Genomic DNA, 19,865 nt, shown 5'->3' on the forward strand with positions numbered 1-19,865 from the left:
CGCTACTCGGCCTACTTCGGAGTGATGGAGGAAGCCGCCGCGGTCCGTCGGGCCGTCGCCGAGACCGTCCGCGACGTGGTCCCCGAACCCCTCCAGGACCGCATCGTCGGGTTCGTCGACGACGGCTCGATGGTGCCGGGGACGGTGACGGTACTCGCCGCCGAGTCGTTCGGCGGCGAGGAGGTGGCCGTCGACCCCCTGCTCGAGCGTGCCGTCGGCGTCCAGCTCATCTACGACGGGCTGCGTCTGACCCGCGACCTCGTCCACGACGAGCCGTGGGACCGGGGAGAGAAACCCGACGCCGACATGGGCATCCTCGCCGCGGACGTGATGGTCGCCCGTGGATTCTACCTGCTCGCCCGCTCGGAGGCCGCCGAGTGTGCCGTCGAGGTGGTCCGAGCGTTCGGCCGGGACCAGACGGCGTTCCGCGCGGGCGGCGACACCTCGCTCGACTCGCGACTGGAGTCGGACGTCCTCGAGCTGGCCGTCCTCGCGGGTGCGACGGCCGTCGGCGTGACCGTCTCCGACGCCGACCTCGCAGGGTTCGCCAACGGGCAGGTCGACGGTGTCGGCTACCCGCCCGTCGACGGGACCGTGGCCGGGGGGCTCCGGGCGGACCTCCGGGCGCTGGCGGACGGGCACGTCGGCGAGCGGGCGGCCCGGAGTGACTGAACCTCGGTCCGGCGAGCGGGCGGCCCGGAGTGACTGAACCTCGGTCCGGCGAGCGGGCGGCCCGGAGTGACTGAACCTCGGTCCGGCGAGCGGGCGGCGAGCCACCACTCGCCGTTCTGCTACTCCGCGCTCGCGTTGCTGGCGCTGGCGGCGTCCGCACTCGTCCGAGTACCGTGACACTCCGGGACAGCGCCGTCCCCGTATCGAAACGACTAAAGACGAATCCCGGCTACCAAGGAATGCCTGCCTGGGTAGCTTAGCGGTAAAGCGCGTCCTTGGTAAGGACGAGAGCCCGGGTTCAAATCCCGGCCTAGGCTTCTCCGATTCTCGTACCGACGAGCGACGACTCAGTCCACGAGCGCGCTCAGCACGCGCCCCTCCACCTTCCGCAGGTGTTCGCCGACCGTCCCGGCCGAGAGGCCAACCGCCTCGGCGATGATCTCGTGGGTCGTCTGTCGTGGCACCTCGTAGTAGCCGAGTTCGACAGCGGCCTCGAGGATCTCCTGCTGGCGGGCGGTGAGCGCGGAGAACAGTTCGCCGGTGTCGGGGTGGTAGTCACCCATCCGGTCGAGCGTCAGCGTGATGTCCGAGGGGATGTCGGCGACCGCCCGCTGGATGGCGCCGCCGTCGCCGAGGACGGTGAAGCGGATGCCACCGCCGGCGGTGCACTCGACGGGTGTCTCGAGGATGATCTCGTTCTGCTGGACGACGTCCAGGAGCGCACGGGTCCGGTCGTTCGGGTGGAAGTGGACGTACGCCAGCCCCTCACCCTCGCCCGAGACCTCGAAGTCGATGATGTCCTCGTGAGCCGCGATGAGTTCGGCCGCCCGTGCCATGTCCCCCCGCAGGGCGTACAGCATGACCCCGGTCCCGTCGTCGAGCAGGTTGATCTGCTGGATCGACTCGCGGGTGACCGCCGGGTCGGTCGCGAGCGACCGATCGACCGGGTGGAACCCCCCGTCGTCGGGCGTGAGCGACACCGTCGCGTAGCGCATACTCCCGATTGCGTGTCACCCCCCTTGGCCCTTCCCCACCGGGCCGACGTCGACCCCCTGTTAAACTACCCTCGGGTGTGAGGCGATAGTCGGAGGGATAGAGAGTCCCACCCACGGTTCGTATGACGCGCTACGCAGATCAGGGCCGTTCGCTCCGACTCGACCCGGAGAGCCAGTCGGGCGGGTACTTCCGGCACGCGGTGTACAACCACTGGGACCCCTACGAGGACGTCCCGGAGTCGCTCCTCGAGCAGGACCGCCAGCGGCTGATGGCCACCGACCGGGACGCCGTCAGCGAGACGGCCTTCGACGACCTGCGCCAGTCGCTCGCGCTGTTCGGCGCCGGCGAGGAGGCCGTCACGGAGGACCTCGCCCCGCTGATGCTGGCGCTCGACGACATCGACGACCAGATGTTCGTCTCCTCGCAGATCTACGAGGAGGCCAAGCACACCCAGTTCTTCGACCGCTACTGGCGTGACGTGATCGACCCCGTCGCCGGGCACCACGGCTTCGAGGTCACGAACCCCACCGACGAACGCTACTTCATGCCTGCCTACGAGGCGCTGTTCGACGGCACCGAGGCGGCGATGCACCGACTCCTCGAACCCGGCGAGGACACCCCCGAGAACCGGGTCCGGGCGTACTGTCACTACCACCTCACCGTCGAGAGCGTGCTCGCCCAGACGGGCTACTACGGGCTGACGAACTCGCTCTCGGACTCGAACGTCGACATCACCCAGCCCGAGGCCCCCGACCTCGAACTCGACGGGCTCGTGGAGGGGATCAGTTACATCCGCTCGGACGAGGGCCGCCACGTCGGCTTCGGGATGCACAAGGTCCAGCAGCACCTCGCCGAGGACGGCGTCGACGAGCAGGTCGTCCGCTCGACGCTCCAGGAGCTGATGCCCCACGTCGCCGGCATCGTCTCGTACTCCGACGAACTGGTCGACCCGGTCCCGCTCGTCGAGTACGCCCGCGACAAGCTCACCCGCCGCATCGAGATCATCACGAACGCGGACGCCGAGATCCCGGACGTGGAGGAGCTGGTGCGTCTGGACGACGGGAACGGGGCGACCCCCGCCGACGACTAGGGACCACTGTTTCCGCCTCGGGTGCGAGCTCCGCGCGCACCGCTCGTCGCAAAACCGTGGGGAGAAAGTGCGCTCCTCGCTTCGCTCGGAGCGGGTGGGTGCACTGGCCCGCGCCGCCTCAGCACCACACCGCCTCCGCACAGCCTCCGCTCGTTTCCTGCTCGTCCCCGCTACCCCACCGTCAGCGGCCACGCCAGGGCAAGCAGCCCGAGCAGGACGCTCGCGACGAGCAACCCGAGGAGCACGTCGAGGACGCTACCCGCACGGAGCATCTGCTCGCGGGTCACCTCGCCCGTGCCGAAGACGATGGCGTTCGGCGGCGTGGCGACGGGGAGGGCGAAGCCGAAACTGGAGGCGACGGCGGCGACGACGGCGAGGAACACGCCCGCGGTCCCGGCGTCGGTGCCGAGCGTCGCGGCGTAGGCCGGCCCGAGGGTGACGAGGACGGGTGCGAGGATGGCCGTCATCGCCGTGTTCGACGCGAGTTCACCCAGCCCGATGGTGACGAGGACGACGGCCACGACGAGGACGACGGCCGGCACCCCGCCGAGCGACCCGACGGTCACGTCGGCGAGCCACGTCGTCGCGTCGGTGGCGACCAGCGCGTCCGCGAGCGAGAGCCCGCCACCGAGCAGGAGGAGCGTCCCCCAGTCCACGTCGACGAGCGTCTCCCACTCGGCCGCCCCGCTCACGACGAGCGCCGGGATGGCGAGCAGCCCGACGAGGACGTAGAACAGGAGTCCCTGATGGCCCGTGGTACCGAGGAGGTTCGCCGCGTCGCCGCCGAACAGGGTGACGAACGCCCGCTCCGGGAGGTAGGGCTCGAACAGGAACCCCAGCCCGCCGAGGACCCAGAGCAGCGCCGTCGTGGCCGTGACCGCGAGGGTCCGCCGCGCGGCCGTGGAGAGTGACCCGGCCGCGGCGAGTCGGCGGCGGGCGACCGCACGGGCGGGACTGGCGTCGTCGGTCGCTGGCGGGTAGAGCCGGACGAGCAGCGCCCACGCCACCGGCAGGGTCACGGCGACGACGGGCAGGCCGACGAGCGACCACTGGAGGAAGCCGATGCGGTAGTCGAGCGCCCGTTCGACCTGCGCGACGACGATGGCGTTGGGCGGTGTCCCGACGATGGTGCCGACGCCGCCGATGCTGGCGGCGTAGGCGACGCCGAGCAACATCGCCACCTCGACGTTGGCGAGGCCGTCACCGTCCCCGTCGCTCCGGCCGCCGTCGGTCGCGCCGGGGACGAGTTGCCCCCCGATGCCGAGCGCGATGGGCGCCATCATCGCCGCCGTCGCGGAGTTCGATACGAGCATCGACAGGCCGGCCGTCGTGACCATCACGACGAAGACGAGGCCGCGGGGCGACCCGCCGACGCGCGCGACGAGCGTGAACGCGGCCCGGCGGTCCAGGCCGTGTGACTGGAGCGCCGCGGCGAGGGCGAAGCCCGCGAACAGCAGGAAGACGACGGGGTCGGCGAACGACGCCAGCGCCGGGACGAGGCTCGGGTAGACGCCGAAGCCGGCGAGGAGGGCGGGGACACAGAGGGCCGTGACCGGGAGCGGGAGCGCCCCGGTCACCCAGCAGACGGCGGCGAACGTGCCGGTGGCGACGGCGTACTGGCCCGCCGTCGAGAGCCCGTCGATGGGGGCGAGAGTGACGGCGGCCGTGGCGAGAGCGGCGAGGGCGAGGAAGGCCGGACGCCGGCTCATGCCGCCCCGGCGAGCAGTTCACCGACGACGAACGCGACGGCGGCGGCCACCATCCCGACCACGAGCACCTCCGTCCCCGCGAGGTACCAGCGTCGCGGGATGACGAGGCTCCGCGCCGCCCCGACGAGGAAGAACGCGACGCCCGTGGCGACGATGGAGGAGAGGAACAGCGGCCGGATCTCGAGGACGTAGGGCACCAGCGGGAGCGCCCCCGCGACGACGAACGCGAGGAACGTCGCCAGCGCGGTCTGTCCCGGTCGCTTGCCGCCGTCGTCCGGCGTCTCGCCGGCCCCGCGCGCGTACTCCAGTTCCGAGCGCCGCGAGAGGAAGTTCGACATCCCCATCGAGAAGCCGTCGGCGAACAGGTTCGCAGCGCCGAGGATGAGGACGATACTGGGTTCGAGCGCCGCCCCCGCGACCCCGGCGACGACGGCGAACGTCGTCACGATGCCGTCGTTGGCCCCGTAGACCAGTTCCGCGATGTAGGCTCCGGCCGTCTCGTCCACCTCGTCGCCGAACAACGCACCGAGCATGATGGGTGGGCGACGGGACGACCCAAGAGCGTTCCCCCGCCCCACCGACACCTTTCTGCCCGGGCGGGTCGAGACTGGAGCAGTGACCGAGCGAAACGTCGCGCTGGTCTGTCTGGAGGCGGTCCGGGCCGACGCGTTCGCGGTCCACGCCGAGCGACTGGCCGCGCTCGCGGACGTGACCTTCGCCGAGTGTCGCGCCGCGAGTTCGTGGGCCGTCCCCAGCCACGCCTCGATGTTCACCGGTCGCCTCCCGCACGAACACGGCGTCCACGCGTTCGCCCCCGACTTCTCGGCGGTCGACCGCTCTGCGACGTTCCTCGCCGGACTCGACCACCGCGCGGTCGGCGTCAGCGCGAACCGCGACGTCGGGTCGTCCAGCGGCCTCGACACGTGGTTCGACACGTTCGTCGACGTGGACCCGACGCAACGGTACCCGTGGGGACTCGACGCCGAGTCGTTCCGCCTCGACTACGACGGGGCGCTCCCCCGGCCGGTCGGCGCGCTCGCGGCCGCACTCGGCCACGAGCACCCGGTCGCCTCGCTCGCCAACCTCGGCGCGCTCGGCCTGCGTGACCGTGCCGAGCGGAGCGACCGACCCGTCCCCGCCGACGACGGGATGCGCGTGATAGAGCGTGCGGTGGACCGGGAACTCGTGGACGGAGACGACGGGACCGAGCCGTGGTTCCTGTTCGTCGACGCGATGGACGCCCACGCCCCACACCGGCGCCTCGGCCTGCCGGAGTTCACAGACCTCGCGGTCCCGGACGGCTGGTCGTACACGGAGTCCGACGCACCCGCGTACCTCCAGCACCCCGACCAGTACGCCGCGGACGTGGACCACCTCCGGGCCTGCTACGACGCCTCGGTCCGCTACCTCGACCGTCGGGTCGCGGCGCTGGCCGAGCGGCTCGTCACCGCGAGCGACCGCCCCACCACCGTCGTCGTCACGGCCGCCCACGGCGAACACCTCCTGTATCCGGGCGACGAGGGGCGACTCGGCCACGTCGGCAGCCTCGGCGAGGGACTCCTCCGGGTCCCGCTCCTCGTCGTGAACCCACCGGCGGGCTACCCCGACCGCGTCGCGGCACCCGTCTCACACCTCGCGCTCCCCGACCTGCTCGTCGGCCTCGCCGGGAGCGAGACGCCGGACGTGACCGCCGACCGCACGGTCGCGGAGGTGGTCGGTCCCGCCCCCGGCAGTGAGGGCCTCGACGGGGTCCCACCGGGCGAGTGGGACCGGGCCATCCGGTGTGCCGTCGACGGCACCGCGAAGTTCTGCTGGGACTCGCTGGGCAATCGCCGGCGCTACGAGGTGACCGGCCCGAACGACCAGTCCGACCCCGAGGTGGCCCCACCGCCGGACTGGGGACGCGACCGGTTCCGCGAGGACGAGGAGTCGGTCGCCGCGTTCCGCGAGCGGGTCGAGTCCGGGGCAGGTCCCGAGCCGCCGTGCTAGAGACGCCCACCCATTTTAATTCCACTAGGATGGGGGATGCCTGAAGATACGCTAATGGATATTAACATTATAATTCATAAGGGTTTTGTACTGGCTCCCGAGACGTGGAGACGCACACAGGAGCGGGTCGCCAGCACGGCGCGCCGCTCAGGACTACCACAACAATGGGACACGACAACGACGGCGTGGACAAGGTCGCGAGCCGAGTCCACAACACGGACCCGATGATTCGAGACGTCGACAACCAGGCGGCCCGCGAGTTCCGCCAGAAACTGGACGAGCAGGACTTCGTCTTCGCTCCCGGTATCTACCACGCGCTCGACGCCCGGCTGGCCGAGATGGCCGGCCTGGACGCCGCGTACATGTCGGGCTACTCGACGGTGCTGGGCCAGTTCGGCTTCCCGGACCTCGAGATGGTCACGATGACCGAGATGGTCGAGAACGCGAAGCGCATCGTCGAGGCGACGAACCTGCCGGTCGTCGCCGACTGTGACACCGGCTACGGTGGCATCCACAACGTCCGCCGCGCCGTGCGCGAGTACGAGAAGGCCGGCGTCGCCGCCGTCCACATCGAGGACCAGACGACCCCGAAGCGCTGTGGCCACATCGCGGGCAAGCAGATTGTCTCGCGTGAAGACGCGAAGGCCCGCTTCAGCGCGGCCGTCGACGCCAAGCAGGACGAGGACACCTTCATCATCGCCCGCACCGACGCCTACGGCTCGGCCAACGGCGACTGGGAGGAGCACCTCGAGCGCGGCCGCATCTACGCCGACGCCGGCGTCGACATGGTCTGGCCCGAGATGCCCGACCCGTCCCGTCAGGACGCGGTCAACTACGCGGAGACCATCCACGAGACCCACCCGGACCTGAAGCTGGCGTTCAACTACTCCAGTTCGTTCGCGTGGAGCCAGGAGGACGACCCGCTCACGTTCCAGGAGCTCGGCGACCTCGGCTACGAGTACATCTTCATCACGCTGTTCGCGCTCCACTCGGGCGCGCACTCGGTCTACGAGGACTTCAAGAAGCTCGCCGAGGGCGACGAGGAAGGCCAGTTCGACCTCGAGCAGCGCTACCTCGGCCACGAGACCGAGAGCCACCACGAGCTCTCGTTCGTCTCGCGGTTCCAGGACATCGAGGCGCAGTTCGACCCCGCCGCCAAGGAGCGGATGGAGAAGTCCGCTGGCTTCTCCGAGGACGAGTCGGACCCGATCTCGAGCCAGAACGACGACGACTAATCACGAAAGTTTTGCTGTCGGGTTCGCACCTGCGGCGCGAACCACTCCAGCGGAACTTTCGATTCAAAAGGCGCCGCTCGGGCCTCCGGCCCTCGCGGCGGGTGGGTGCGCTCGACCGCACCGCGACCGCCCCGCACGGCCTCGACCGTGTGACATTCTTTCACGGACACGGCCCGCGAGCGGCGCTCTTTCGTGTGAATCGTCGATAGCGTTATACGAATCCACGGCACAGTCCGACTGTGTCTAGTACGAACGCTCCCATCCACGTCCTCTACGTGGACGACGACCCTGCACTCGTCGACCTCGTCGGCGAGTACCTGGAGCGTGAGGTAGAGCGCCTCGAGGTCGACACCGCCACCGACGTCGACGAGGCGCTCGAGCGGTTCCACGACCCGGACGAGCAGATCGACTGCATAGTCTCGGACCACGAGATGTCCGGGATGGACGGACTCGCCTTCCTCCGTGCGGTCCGCGAGACGGACCCACACCTCCCCTTCCTCATCTACACCGGTCGCGGCTCCGAGGAGGTGGCCCAGGAGGCCATCTCGCAGGGCGTGACCGACTACATGCAGAAGGCCCGCGGGATGGCCCAGTACGCCGTCCTCGCCAACCGCATCGTCCAGGCCGTCGAAAAGTACCGCGCCGAACGCGACACCCGACGGCGGCTCCTCGCGCTCGAGACGGCGTGGCAGGGCATCTGTATCGTCGACCGAGGCGGCGAGGTGGAGTACGCCAACAGCGCCTTCCTCGACCTCTACGGCTACCGCGAGGACCAGTTGCTCGGGCGCCCGTGGGAGGAACTCTACCCGGCCGCTGAGGCCGAACGCCTCCGCGAGGAGGTGCTCCCGCGCCTGCAGGACACCGGCGGGTGGGCCGGCGAGAGCGTCGGCCTCCACGAGACCGGCGAGACGTTCCCCCAGACGATGTCGGTCGCCGAACTTCCGGACGGCGGGTTCGTCGCCGCGGCAGACCACCTCGACCGTACCCGCGAGGACGGGCGGGCGACGCTGGGGGAAGAGGCCGAGGACTGACGCCGCCAAAGTTTTTCGCACGGGTTCACGCCTGTGGCGCGAACCGCTCGCGAAGAACTCTGGATTCAAAAGCGCGCCTCGCTGCGCTCGGCGCGGGGGGGCGAGCTATTTTCCCGCACAGCCCCGCCAGCCGCAGTTCTCTCGTGGCTGTCTCAGGTACCAGTAGTGGCTCGGCGCTCGGCGTGCGGCCGACCGCAGAGGCCGTGCGAGACGGCCACACGCCGCGGAACGAACGACCCACAAGGGTTTAATCGGTCGCCTCGAACCTTGCCGTATGCCCGACTGTCCACTCGCGGACCAGTGCCCCAGTTTCTCGGAGCGGATCGAGGGGATGGGGTGCATGCACTACGGCGACCGGGGGGGCGCCGAGTGGTGCCAGCACTACAATCAGCCGATCCGGGACCTGAAGCAGCAGCCAGTGACCCCCGGTGAGGAGGTCGTCGTCGAGGTGACCGACATCCACGAGAGCGGCGCTGGCGTCGGCCGAACCGAGGACGGGTTCATCGTGATGGTCGACGGCCTGCTGCCGGAGGCCCGCGCGAAGGTCCGCATCACCCGCGTCCACTCGAACCACGCGACCGGCGAGGAGGTCGAGCGCCTCCCGCTCGACCCCGAGGAGGACGAAGAGGGCGTCGAGCCGGTCGAGCCGGACGACGAGGCGGAGAGCGACGACGACGCGGCCGAGGCGGACGCGGACGGCGAGACGGACGAAGACGAGGAGGAGGAGCGCCAGCGACCACGACACTCGCGGCGCGAGCGACTGGGCAGTCGCGACAACTTCTGGGGCAACTGAGCCGCTCGGCGGGGCGGTGGGTTTTTCGCTTCGAGTTCCGAACGAGTAGGTGTGAGCGGAAGCCCCACCACGGGTGAGTCGCCGTGAGCGAGCGACTGGACCCGGACCCGTTGCTCGACCGCATCGGCTTCGACCCGGAGACGAGCGTGCTCACCCGGCGGCAGGCGGAGGTGCTGGCGCTGCGTGAACAGGGCCACGCACAGGCCCAGATAGCCGACCGGCTCGGCACCTCGCGGGCGAACATCTCCTCCATCGAGGCCAGCGCGCGCGAGAACGTCCGGAAGGCGCGCGAGACCGTGGCGTTCGCCGAGGCGCTCCGGGCACCCGTCCGCCTCGCCGTCGAACGCGGGACCGACCTCTACGACGTCCCCCGGATGGTGTACGAGGCCTGCGACGACGCCGGCGTGAAGGTCAACCGCACCGCGCCCGAGCTGATGAAACTGGTGAGCGACGAGGCGGGCGACGCCGTCCAGGGGCGGAAGGTCCAGCGCTCCATTACCGTCGGGGTCACGAGCGAGGGGCACGTCCAGGTCCGGCCGACCGGCGGCCGACTGGACCAGTAGCCACGGGGACGAGGGCTTTTGACGCACGCCCGAGAGTCGTCGGTATGGACCTCGGACTCGACGGCGACGCGGCACTGGTGACGGCGGGTAGCTCCGGCCTCGGCCTCGCCTCGGCCGAAGCATTCGCGACGGCGGGCGCGGACGTGGCCGTCTGCGGACGGACCCCCGAGCACCTCGAGTCGGCCCGCGAGTCGCTTGAGTCGCTCGGCGACGGCGACGTGCTCGCGGTGGAGGCGGACATCACCGACCGCGAGCAGGTGGAGGCGTTCGTCGACGAGACGGTCGACGCGTTCGACGGCCTCGACCACGTGGTGACGAGTGCCGGCGGCCCCCGCTCCGGGCCGTTCCTCGACATGGACGACGAGGACTTCTACCACGCCTACGACCTGCTGGTGATGAGCGTGGTCTGGACGACGCGGGCGGCCCACCCCCACCTCGCGGCGGGCGACGACGCGGGGAGCGTCGTGAACATCACCTCGCGCTCGGTGCAGGAGGTCATCGACGGCCTCGTGCTCTCGAACTCCGTGCGGCGGGCGGTGATCGGCCTGATGAAGACGCAGGCCGACGAGTTCGCTCCGGACGTGCGGGTGAACGCCGTCCTGCCGGGCGCCCACGAGACCTCGCGCATCACGGACCTCGTCGAGCAGAGCGTCGAGCGCGGCGAGTTCGAGGACTACGAGGCCGGCATGGACGCGTGGTCGCAGGGCATCCCGCTGGAGCGGGTGGGCGACCCCTCGGAACTCGGCGAGACGGTCGCGTGGCTCTGTTCGGACGCCGCGAGTTACGTCACCGGCACCGCCATCCCCGTCGACGGCGGGTCGATGCGCTCGGTCTGAACGTGGCGCTCCCCGACCCGACGACGCTCGTGGCGTTCGTCCCGGCCGCCGTCGCGTTGATACTGGCGCCCGGACCGGACACGGTCTACGTCCTCGGGCGTGGTATGCGCGACGGGACGCGGCCGGGCGTAGCGGGCGCGGCGGGCGTCGCCACGGGCGTCCTCGTCCACGCCACCGCGGCCGCGCTCGGACTGGCGGCGCTGTTCCGTGCGGTGCCTGCCGCCTACACCGCCGTCCGCGTCGCCGGCGGCGTCTACCTCCTGTTCCTCGCGGTCCGGACGCTACGCTCGGGCGAGGCGTTCACCGTCTCCGCCGGCGACGAGTCGCCCGCACGCGGCCCGGCGCGGAGCTACGCAGGCGGCCTGCTGGTGAACGTGCTGAACCCGAAGGTGGCGCTGTTCTTCCTCGCGTTCCTCCCCCAGTTCCTCGGACCGGACGCGGGGGTGGTCGAACCCCTCGGTCTCGGGGCCGTGTACGCACTCCTGACGGTGGGCTACCTCGGTGGGGTGGCGTGGTTCGCCGAGTCGGTCGGTGCCGGCCTCGGGGCGCGCCCACGGGTCGGCCGAGCGCTCCACCTGCTGACGGCGGCCGTCCTCGGCGCGTTCGGGGGGTGGGCGCTCGTGGACGCTCACTCGCGGCCGTAGCCGGCGACGGAGGCTACTCCTCACCGTAGACGGCGTCCCACACCTCGCGGACCCGCTGGCTCTCGGCTTTCGGCACCACGAGCACCCGGCCCTCGTAGGCCGCGACGACGAGGTCCGAGACGCCGACGGCGGCGACGTGACTCCCCTCGTCCGTCGCGAGGACACACCCCTCGGCGTCGACGGGGAGGGCGTTCCCGTCGACGACGGTGCCCGACTCGTCGGCGTCGAGGACGCGGGCGAGCGCGTCCCACGTCCCGAGGTCGTCCCACGCGGACGAGACGGCGACGAGGTAGACGTCCTCGGCGTCCTCCATCACGCCGTAGTCGACGCTGACGGCCTCGCAGGCGGCGAACGGCTCGGGGTCGCCGGCGTCGAGGGCATCGACGAGTGGTTCGAGGGGCGTCCCCTCGCAGGCCCGGAGGAGGGCCGCGGGCGTCCACGCGAAGATGCCGGCGTTCCACCGGTAGCCCGCCTCGCGGTAGCGAGCGGCCGTCTCGGCGTCCGGTTTCTCGACGAACGCCTCGACGCGGTTGACCCCCTCGCCCCTCGCCTCGCCCGGCTTCAGGTAGCCGTAGCCGGTGGCCGGACGGGTGGGCTCGACGCCCATCGTGACGAGGCCGCCGGTCTCGCGGGCCGTCGCCGCGGCCCGCTCGGCCGCCGTGGCGAACGCCGCGTCGTCGCCGACGTGGTGGTCGCTCGGGAGACAGACGAGCGTCTCCGCCCGGCCGCGGAGGCGGTGGGCGGCGTAGACCAGCGCCGGCCCGGTGTCCTTCGGTTCGGGCTCGACGAACACCTCGGCGTCGACGAGGCCGCGCACCCGGTCGGCGTACGCCGGTCGAGTGAGGACCACCACCTCGTCGGCGAAGCGCTCGGCGCGGGCGACGGTCCGTTCGAGGAGGGAACGTTCGCCACCGACGGCGCGGAACTGCTTGGGCGTCTCGGGGCTGCTGGCGGGGTAGAGTCGCGTCCCCCGTCCGCCCGCGAGGACCACGGCGACGGTGTCAGGGTTCGACATGCCCGAGCGTCGGCGGGCGAGTACAAGAGCGTGGGTGCCGGCCGACCGCCGGTACGCCAGACGGATTTAAACCTCGGGGTGGCGTAACCATCGGTAACCGTGTGTACGCTCATCCTCGCGTGGCAGGCCTTCGAGGACACCCCGGTCGCCGTGGCGGCGAACCGCGACGAGGCCGACGGCCGGCCGGCCGAGCCGCCGCAGGTCTGGGAGTCGAACCCGGGGGCCCGGTTCGTCGCCCCACGCGACGCGGAGGCCGGCGGGACCTGGATCGGGTACAACGAGCGCGGCCTGTTCGTCGGCATCACCAACCGGTGGCAGAACGTCGACGACCTCGCCAGCGAGCGCTCGCGTGGCCTGCTGGTCCGCGACGCCCTCGAACGCGAGAGCGCGAGCGAGGCGCGCCGGCACGTCGAGACCGAACTCGACGCCCGCGAGTACCAGCCGTTCCACCTCGTCCTCGCCGACGCCGAGGCGGCGTACTTCCTCGAGTGGAACGGAGAGGTTCGCGTCCGTGCGTTCGACCCCGGTGTCCACGTCGTCGTCAACGTCGGCGCCGACGGCGAGTACTTCGTCCCCGACCGACGGCCCGAGGTGGGCGAACGACAGGCTCGCGACACCGACCGCGTCATCGAGGCCATCGAGCCACGTGACGGGGAGACGGCCGCCGAGTGGACCGAGCGCGCCCGCGCCATCCTCGGCGACCACGAGTACGGCCGGTGCATCCACGGCGACGGGTTCGGGACGAAGTCGAGCACCGTGCTCCGGGTCGGCCCGAGCGGTGGCGCCGTGGCGCACGCCGAGGGGAAACCCTGCGAGACCCCGTTCGAGCGCATCGAGACACCGTTCTGACGATAGCGGGACGGGGACGCGAGGACGGGCGACACCAGCGGAGGGGGAGATTTAAACGGGTCGCTCTCCCAGTACGGGTGATGAGCGCCGTCGAGGAAGCCGAACTCTCGGAGGTCGAGTTACGGGGACTCGAACTCGTACAGGACAGCGGGGGGATCCACCAGAGCGACTTCTGGAAGCAGCTGGAGGTGGACTCCCGCAAGGGGAGCCGCATCCTCGAGTCGCTCGAGGAGCACGGCCTGATCGCCCGCGAGGAGGTCGTCTACGAGGGACACAACACCTACTACATCGAGCCGGTGTACGACCCGCGCGACCTCGATTTCGGGCTGCTGATGGCCGGCGACATGCTCAGCCCGTTCATCGGCGACGACGAGGTCGACGCGAACTCGGACCGGTTCTCGCGGTGGATCATGAACCTGGCGTACGAGGACCGGTAACAACGAAACTTTTCCGCCCGGGTGCGCCGAAGGCGCACCGCTCGCGCAAAACTTTCGATTCAAAAGGCGCCGCTCGCTTCGCTCGCGGCGGTGAGCGCATTGGCGGCACCGCACCGCGCTAATCGGTAAGCCGAGGCGATGCCAACGGAAAACTGCTCAGAACGGGAGTTTTGAACGTACTTGGGAGAGGGCCGAGCGTGTTCGATGGAGACCGAGCATCAGGACGCGTGGGAGGGTCATTGCAAGTAGTAGGAGCCAGAATCCACCCCAGACGTACTGGAGGGGGAGCGAGACGGGGAGGAACGTATCTAGCAAGCCGAGGCCGAGCGACAAACCGCCTCCAAGTACGGCGACCACTGCTGCTCGGAGGTTCCACATCGAAGTGCGGTAGTGGAGTTGAGAGTAAATTTTGCTTTCCCTCTCTTTATAAATTGGAGCAACTGAAATCATTCGGGCGGGTTCATACACGACCGCGGAGAACCCGAGTGCAAGGAGAAGAAGCGCTGCACCCAGTAGTGTATAGATGTTGGTCAGTAGCTGGGAGGCAACAGCCTGGCTCTCACCCTGCAGTAGGAATCCTACGGCGGAGATATACAACCCAGTAATGACCACTGTGAATCGGAGGAGTCGGAGGCCGTCATCGGCCAACCAGTGGAAGCTCTCCCGTACTCGCTCAACGTTCTCGTCCGACAGATCATCTTTCACCATAGGAGATAATCACCTGTGCATACATATCAATCCGGGGGCACAGGGGTTCGCTCTGTGCGAGACCACCCGCTATTTAATTCACTGGAGGAGCAAAGCAAGTCGGGCGAGAGAGTCTAGCGCAAGAACGGCGTATCTCGAAGGCGTTATGCACCCGGAACACCAACGTCCCGGGGAATGAGCAGTCCCGAGGTTGCCGTCGTCGAGTTCCTGTTGACGGCGGAGTTCTACACCGAGCACACGCAGTTGGACGAGCGTGACCTGCCACCACAGTACCGGCGCGTCTTCTGGAACGACGGCGAGGTCGAGCGCCCACTGACGACGACGGGCAACACCGCCGCGGCCGCCACCGGCGTCGACCGGCCGTGGGACGCCGTCTCCGGTCTGATGTTCACCGACCGGGACGACTTCTCCGGCTCGCTCTCGCTCACCGACCGCGACATGGCCGCCGAGTGGTACCTCCAGCGCGTCGAGGCCGAGGACGTGGCCGCGAACCCCACGCTCGCGTACGCCATCGGCGAACAGGTCGACGTGGACTACGAACGCGCCCGCGAGTCCAACCGCCCCATCCACGCCGACCGGGTCTGGATCGACGGCCTGCTGGACGAGATGTTCGACGAGGACGACGAGGAGATGCTCGACCTCGTCGACGTGAAAGCGCCCGAGGAGGTCGAGATAACGCTCGACGACCTCGTGCTCACCCGCGACCAGGAGGCGGAGATCGAGAAGGTCATGAAGGCCATCGAGCACCGCGACTACCTCGCCTCCATCGGCCTGCGCGAGATCGGCAAGCTCCTGTTCGTCGGCCCGCCGGGCACCGGGAAGACCTCGGTGGCACGGGCGCTCGCCCGACAGCTCGAACTCCCGTTCGTCGAGGTCAAACTCTCGATGATCACCTCGCAGTACCTCGGCGAGACGGCCAAGAACGTCGACAAGACGTTCGAGGTCGCCAAGCGACTCTCGCCGTGCATCCTCTTCATGGACGAGTTCGACTTCGTCGCCAAGACCCGCTCGTCGGACGAACACGCCGCCATCAAGCGCGCCGTGAACACCCTCCTGAAGAGCATCGATGAGGTCTCGCTCATCCAGGACGACGTGCTCCTCATCGGCGCGACGAACCACCCCGACCAGCTCGACGCCGCGGCGTGGCGCCGGTTCGACGAGATCGTCAACTTCCCCAAGCCCGACCGGAACATGCGCTCGGACATCCTGCGTATCGTCACCCGGCGGATGGACATCGACGGCTTCGAGCCGGACGAGCTCGCGGACCTGACCGAGGGCCTGACCGGGTCCGACCTCCGACTCGTCCTCCGCGAGGCCGTCCTCGACGCGCTGACCGAGGAACGGACCACGCTCACGCAGGACGACCTCCGCGCCGCCGTCGAGGGGTTCGAGGAGCGTGACAACCTCAAGAACATGGACGACTTCGACAACTGGACCGGCAGCACGTCGGGGTCGGACTCCGAGACCGACGCCAGCGAGAACGGCCACGCGGACCACGACCACGCGGACCACGACCACGACCACGCCGAACACACGCACTGATGGAGGTCACGCTGCTCGGCACCGGCGACACGACCGGCACCCCCACGCCGGGGTGTGGCTGCGAGACCTGTGTCGAGGCACGCGACCGCGGCGTCGAACGAACCCGCTTCTCCGTCCACGTCCACAACGAGCGGACCGACCGTTCGCTGCTCGTCGACGCCAGCCCCGACTTCCGCTACCAGTTCCTCCACCACGAGACCCCGCTCCCGAGCGAGATCCTGGTCACGCACATCCACTTCGACCACCTCGACGGGCTGGGCAACGCCTACCGACTCCTCTCGGACGCGCCGGTCCACGCTGCGGACGAGACGGACCCGAAGACCGGCGAGTCCGTCCACGAGACCATCGACCGGAAGTACGACTACCTCGACGCCGTCGACCCGACCCCGCAGACCCCGTTCGAGTCGTTCCGCGCCTGCGGGTTCGACGTGACGCTCGTTCCCGTCGACCACCCGCCGCTCGTCTGTTACGGTGCGCTCGTCGAGGACCCGGAGACGGGTGCGAGCCTCGCGCTCTCCGGTGACACGAGTTTCGGCATCCCAGCGCGGTCGAAGGCGGTCCTCGCGGGGGCCGACCTCCTGCTGGCCGACGGCATCGTCCCGGCGCACCTCTCCGAGTACCACCCGCTCGGTGGCCGCCACGAGGACAGCGAGGGGACACCTCGGACGTTCGGCACCAAACACATGACGGTGGAGGGTGCCCGGTCGCTGGCCGCGGAGCTCGACGTCGGGGAGTACCGCATCGTCCACCTGTCGCACTTCATCCCCGAGGACGAGGCGTTCGAGGACGACATGGCCGTCGACGGCGAGCGGTACGTGCTGTAGGGCCGCGACTGAATCGTCGGCTACGGCCGCGAGCACTCACCACCCGATTCGTCCCGCGAGCACACGCACTAGCGCGGTACAGAGTGGACAGCGACCGCCCCGAAGTAGCGCCGGTCAGTCCTGTCGGGCTGACACGGCGGCTGCCCTGCCCTCCCCCGCGTTCGGGCACACGCGCCCGTGGCGCGTGGCCCTCACCGGCCGAGTGGTTCGCTCGGTGGAGCGAGAGGTGTGGCCTCGCGGCCGTCTCGTCGGCCGCGAACGGGGGAGGACTGGGGCGCCATGCCGCGCCGACAGGCGCGGCTGGCCTGCCTGCGGTGGCGGTCCACGCTGTACCGTGACTCGCGCACCTGCTCGCCACCACTACCCTCGGACCGAGACTCGCGCACCTGCTCGCTACCAGTAGACACGGGACCGTTCGAAGAATCGAGACCGAACACCGCTTCCTACTCCTCGCGACGGACGTACCTGACCGAGCCCACCGCCACCAGCACCACCAGCGCGCCGAGGACCGAGACGATGCCGAAGCCAGCCCCGTCACCGCTGGAGCCACCGGGCGTCTGTCGGTCGGTTCCGTCCGGGGCTGTCCCGTTGCCGTCGTGTTCGACGAACTCGCCGGAGAACAGGTCCGAGCCGAGGAGCCCCTTCTTCGGGGCGAAGTCGGCCATCGCCTGCCCGCAAGCCTCGACCTCCGAGCGGGAGAACTGCGCCGAGTTCGTCAGCGAGATGCTCCGGTCGGTCCCCATGTCGGCGCTGGTCGGGCCCTTGGCCGTGTCGTCGTCACCCAGTGCGTACCGCTCGGCGTCGTACGGTTGCCACGGTGTGTAGACCTCCCAGACGACGCGACCGTCGGGGGTCACCTCCATCGTCCGGTGGCCCTTGCGGTCGACGACGAGCGTGTTGCCGTTGGGGAGGCGGTCGGCGTCACGCGGTTCGTCGAGGCCACCGCCGACGAGTTCCCACGTCCGCTCCCACTCGCCCTCGCCGGTCCGCTGCCACTCGACGACCCGGTCGTTCAGCGAGTCCGCGACGAGGATGGTGGGTGTCCCGTCCTCGCTCTCGAGGTACTGCGGGTTGTGCTGCTCGTTCATGAACCGGTAGTCGTCGTCCTCACCGAGTTTCATCGTGACCTCCTTGGTCTCCCGGTCGACGACGATGACCTGGTCGAAGTTCCGGACCGAGGCCATGTACTTGCCGGGGCCGATCTTGTCCACGTCGTTGACGTGCGTCCAGTCGTTGCGGTAGTCACCGCCACCGGACTCCGGGAAGAGGTCCGGGTGGTCGGAGAAGTTCCACTGCCACGTCACCCGCTCCTGCGTGCGGTTGTAGATGAGGAGGCGGTGGTGGAGGTCACCCTTGTCCGCGATGAGCAGTTCGTCGCCGTTGATGAGGTCCACGTCGTGCGCGTCGGTGACGTTCTGCGGGTGGAAGCCCGGCGCGTCGCCGTTGTCCCCGTCGAAGCGCTTCACCCACTCGTTCTCGTTCGCCCGCGGGTCCATCTCCTGGACGACGGTGATGCCCGGTTCCGTCGAGGTCATCAGGAGGTTGCCGTTGGCCATCGGGTCCACGTCGTAGGCCCACCAGCGCCCGCGGGCGGAGCCGTTCCACGCGTACTCGAACTCGCCGTTCGGACCGAACGACATCAGCATCGCGGGCCGTTTCTGGAACGAGTCGCCGTCGAACTTGATACCCTGCATCGTCACGAGCGTCGACCCGTTCGGGGTGCGCTCCATCGTACCGACACAGGGGTTCGGGCCGTCTGCCTGCGCGCTCGCCGTGCCGACGCCCGCGCCACCGAGGAACGCCAGCGCCGCCGTCGCGGAGACGAGCAGGCAGCCACAGAGCAGTAGCGTACCGACCCGGGGGGCCTGCTTTCGCATACCACGAGCCACCTGCCCGCGAGGCATCAGTCTTCCCTCTCACTGTCGTGATGGTCGGCCGACCCCGTCACCGGAAGCGGTCCAGCCCCGACTGCTTGCGCACCCGGCCGGCCGGGTCCGCCACCCACGGTGAGTGGGTGTCCCTCGCGCCCGAGACGTCCACCTCGGGCGGGTCGCTCGGGTCGTAGCCGCCGCAATCCGGCCCACACTCCACCTCGGGGTGGACGAGTCCGCCCTTCCACGCACAGCCGGGGAGCGGCCCCCGGTCCGAGTGCTCGACCACCTCGCACCTCGCGCAGGCCGGGAACGACTCGGCCGCGACGCGCCACCCCTTCCCATAGGCCCGTTCGGCGAGTCGCACCCGCTGGCGGTGTTTCGCGTCGGCTCCGACGGTCCGTATCTCGGTCCGTCCGGGCCGTTCCTCCAGCACCTCCACACCCGGCCCATCGGTGTCCAGCGGCGTCGCCTCCCGGACCGTCTCGCGCGCGCCCGTCGCCGGGTCGAAACGCCAGACCCCCACCGCCGCGGGGATGCGGTTGAGGTGCGCGCCGGTGACGTGCGAGGCCGTCGCCAGCCACACCTCGTCGAACAGCGCGAGCGAGACGTCACGCCGGAGTTGCAGTTCGAGGTCACCCGGCCGCCCGAGGTCCGGCTTGTTCTCCACGCCGACGACGCGGTCGAACCAGTCCGGGTAGCGGGCGGTCTGGCGGACGTAGAGCCGTCCGTTCCGGCGCTCGGTCTCGAAGAATCCCGCCTCGACGGCCGCCTCGACCGCCCCCTTCGCCCACCCCGCGCTCCGGTCGGGGAACGCGTCGCGGTAGTATCGGGCCGACCCCACGCCCACGTCGGCCTCGATGGCCGCCGGGGGGATGGCGTCGGCCGTGATGGCGGTCCGCTCGTCGAACCCGGGGCCGGGCGAGACGAGCGCCACGTCGATCACCCGCTTGCCGTGGACGCTCGCACCCAGCTGGCGCGCCACCAGCCGCTCCGGGTGGACCGCCTCCAGTGCCGCGCAGAACGACAGTTCGAACGCGAACTCGCGCACACAGGCCGTC

The 19,865-nt window shown here is 69.9% G+C and carries 20 protein-coding genes and 1 tRNA gene; 14 read left to right on the forward strand and 7 right to left on the reverse strand.

The genetic code is table 11. The features are described from left to right. Positions 1 to 24: 24 nt before the first annotated feature. Both N0B31_RS10595 and N0B31_RS10600 read left to right on the forward strand, forming a co-directional pair. Positions 25 to 672 (forward strand): DUF7114 family protein, encoded by a 648-nt coding sequence (locus N0B31_RS10595; protein WP_260643837.1) that lies wholly within the window; start codon positions 25 to 27, stop codon positions 670 to 672. A 245-nt stretch (positions 673 to 917) separates the two neighbouring features. Continuing rightward, a tRNA-Thr gene (locus N0B31_RS10600) sits at positions 918 to 989 on the forward strand. A 30-nt stretch (positions 990 to 1,019) separates the two neighbouring features. On the opposite strand, the gene N0B31_RS10605 is transcribed toward N0B31_RS10600, so the two are convergent. After that, the gene (locus N0B31_RS10605; RefSeq protein ID WP_260643838.1) at positions 1,020 to 1,667 is read right to left on the reverse strand and encodes a helix-turn-helix domain-containing protein; all 648 of its coding nucleotides are present in this window, start codon (positions 1,665 to 1,667) and stop codon (positions 1,020 to 1,022) included. A 122-nt stretch (positions 1,668 to 1,789) separates the two neighbouring features. Here N0B31_RS10605 and N0B31_RS10610 point away from each other — a divergent pair, with 122 nt between their 5' ends. After that, positions 1,790 to 2,758, forward strand: coding sequence for a ferritin family protein (locus N0B31_RS10610; RefSeq protein ID WP_260643839.1), 969 nt, complete (start codon positions 1,790 to 1,792; stop codon positions 2,756 to 2,758). Positions 2,759 to 2,928: 170 nt separating this feature from the next. Here N0B31_RS10610 and N0B31_RS10615 read toward each other — a convergent pair whose 3' ends face one another. Both N0B31_RS10615 and N0B31_RS10620 read right to left on the reverse strand, forming a co-directional pair. Then, positions 2,929 to 4,467, reverse strand: coding sequence for an SLC13 family permease (locus N0B31_RS10615; protein WP_260643840.1), 1,539 nt, complete (start codon positions 4,465 to 4,467; stop codon positions 2,929 to 2,931). After that, positions 4,464 to 5,000: a VIT1/CCC1 transporter family protein gene (locus N0B31_RS10620; protein WP_260643841.1), complete on the reverse strand. Its 537-nt coding sequence runs from the start codon at positions 4,998 to 5,000 to the stop codon at positions 4,464 to 4,466. Before N0B31_RS10620 ends, N0B31_RS10615 begins: the two co-directional genes overlap by 4 nt. A gap of 82 nt (positions 5,001 to 5,082) precedes the next feature. Between N0B31_RS10620 and N0B31_RS10625 the strand changes: the two genes are divergently transcribed. From N0B31_RS10625 to N0B31_RS10655, 7 genes are all read left to right on the forward strand, one after another. Next, on the forward strand, positions 5,083 to 6,456 hold the full coding sequence (locus N0B31_RS10625) for a sulfatase-like hydrolase/transferase (RefSeq protein WP_260643842.1): 1,374 nt from the start codon (positions 5,083 to 5,085) through the stop codon (positions 6,454 to 6,456). 224 nt (positions 6,457 to 6,680) lie between these two features. Further along, the gene (aceA, locus tag N0B31_RS10630; RefSeq protein WP_380628457.1) at positions 6,681 to 7,691 is read left to right on the forward strand and encodes an isocitrate lyase; all 1,011 of its coding nucleotides are present in this window, start codon (positions 6,681 to 6,683) and stop codon (positions 7,689 to 7,691) included. A gap of 239 nt (positions 7,692 to 7,930) precedes the next feature. Further along, the gene (locus tag N0B31_RS10635; RefSeq protein WP_260643844.1) at positions 7,931 to 8,722 is read left to right on the forward strand and encodes a response regulator; all 792 of its coding nucleotides are present in this window, start codon (positions 7,931 to 7,933) and stop codon (positions 8,720 to 8,722) included. A gap of 274 nt (positions 8,723 to 8,996) precedes the next feature. Beyond that, positions 8,997 to 9,515, forward strand: coding sequence for a TRAM domain-containing protein (locus N0B31_RS10640; protein WP_260643845.1), 519 nt, complete (start codon positions 8,997 to 8,999; stop codon positions 9,513 to 9,515). An 83-nt stretch (positions 9,516 to 9,598) separates the two neighbouring features. Further along, positions 9,599 to 10,078 carry a Tfx family DNA-binding protein gene (locus N0B31_RS10645; RefSeq protein WP_260643846.1) on the forward strand — a complete coding sequence of 160 codons (480 nt, stop codon included), beginning with the start codon at positions 9,599 to 9,601 and terminating at the stop codon, positions 10,076 to 10,078. Positions 10,079 to 10,122: 44 nt separating this feature from the next. Then, complete coding sequence (locus tag N0B31_RS10650) at positions 10,123 to 10,914, forward strand: SDR family oxidoreductase (RefSeq protein WP_260643847.1); 792 nt, start codon at positions 10,123 to 10,125, stop codon at positions 10,912 to 10,914. 2 nt (positions 10,915 to 10,916) lie between these two features. Then, a complete protein-coding gene (locus N0B31_RS10655; RefSeq protein WP_260643848.1) occupies positions 10,917 to 11,558 on the forward strand; it encodes a LysE family translocator in 642 nt (213 codons plus the stop codon). A gap of 13 nt (positions 11,559 to 11,571) precedes the next feature. Here the strand turns inward: N0B31_RS10655 and N0B31_RS10660 are convergent, their stop codons facing one another. Continuing rightward, on the reverse strand, positions 11,572 to 12,573 hold the full coding sequence (locus tag N0B31_RS10660) for a mannose-1-phosphate guanylyltransferase (protein WP_260643849.1): 1,002 nt from the start codon (positions 12,571 to 12,573) through the stop codon (positions 11,572 to 11,574). 99 nt (positions 12,574 to 12,672) lie between these two features. Between N0B31_RS10660 and N0B31_RS10665 the strand changes: the two genes are divergently transcribed. Then, entirely contained in the window at positions 12,673 to 13,422 is a 750-nt protein-coding gene (locus tag N0B31_RS10665) for an NRDE family protein (RefSeq protein WP_260643850.1), read from the forward strand. A gap of 80 nt (positions 13,423 to 13,502) precedes the next feature. Then, positions 13,503 to 13,859 (forward strand): helix-turn-helix transcriptional regulator, encoded by a 357-nt coding sequence (locus tag N0B31_RS10670; protein WP_260643851.1) that lies wholly within the window; start codon positions 13,503 to 13,505, stop codon positions 13,857 to 13,859. A gap of 156 nt (positions 13,860 to 14,015) precedes the next feature. Here N0B31_RS10670 and N0B31_RS10675 read toward each other — a convergent pair whose 3' ends face one another. Then, positions 14,016 to 14,567: a hypothetical protein gene (locus tag N0B31_RS10675; protein ID WP_260643852.1), complete on the reverse strand. Its 552-nt coding sequence runs from the start codon at positions 14,565 to 14,567 to the stop codon at positions 14,016 to 14,018. A gap of 174 nt (positions 14,568 to 14,741) precedes the next feature. On the opposite strand from N0B31_RS10675, the gene N0B31_RS10680 reads away from it, so the two are divergent. Together N0B31_RS10680 and N0B31_RS10685 are read left to right on the forward strand one after the other, a co-directional pair. Beyond that, entirely contained in the window at positions 14,742 to 16,109 is a 1,368-nt protein-coding gene (locus tag N0B31_RS10680; protein ID WP_260643853.1) for an ATP-binding protein, read from the forward strand. Continuing rightward, a complete protein-coding gene (locus N0B31_RS10685) occupies positions 16,109 to 16,933 on the forward strand; it encodes an MBL fold metallo-hydrolase (RefSeq protein WP_260643854.1) in 825 nt (274 codons plus the stop codon). Before N0B31_RS10680 ends, N0B31_RS10685 begins: the two co-directional genes overlap by 1 nt. A 443-nt stretch (positions 16,934 to 17,376) precedes the next feature. On the opposite strand, the gene N0B31_RS10690 is transcribed toward N0B31_RS10685, so the two are convergent. Both N0B31_RS10690 and N0B31_RS10695 read right to left on the reverse strand, forming a co-directional pair. Beyond that, positions 17,377 to 18,810, reverse strand: a complete 1,434-nt coding sequence (locus N0B31_RS10690) for an aryl-sulfate sulfotransferase (RefSeq protein ID WP_260643855.1) — start codon at positions 18,808 to 18,810, stop codon at positions 17,377 to 17,379. A gap of 67 nt (positions 18,811 to 18,877) precedes the next feature. Then, a complete protein-coding gene (locus N0B31_RS10695; RefSeq protein WP_260643856.1) occupies positions 18,878 to 19,855 on the reverse strand; it encodes a DUF5787 family protein in 978 nt (325 codons plus the stop codon). Between the last annotated feature and the right edge of the window lie 10 nt (positions 19,856 to 19,865).

Origin of the sequence: Salinirubellus salinus (assembly GCF_025231485.1) — an archaeon.
Lineage (GTDB): Archaea > Halobacteriota > Halobacteria > Halobacteriales > Haloarculaceae > Salinirubellus > Salinirubellus salinus.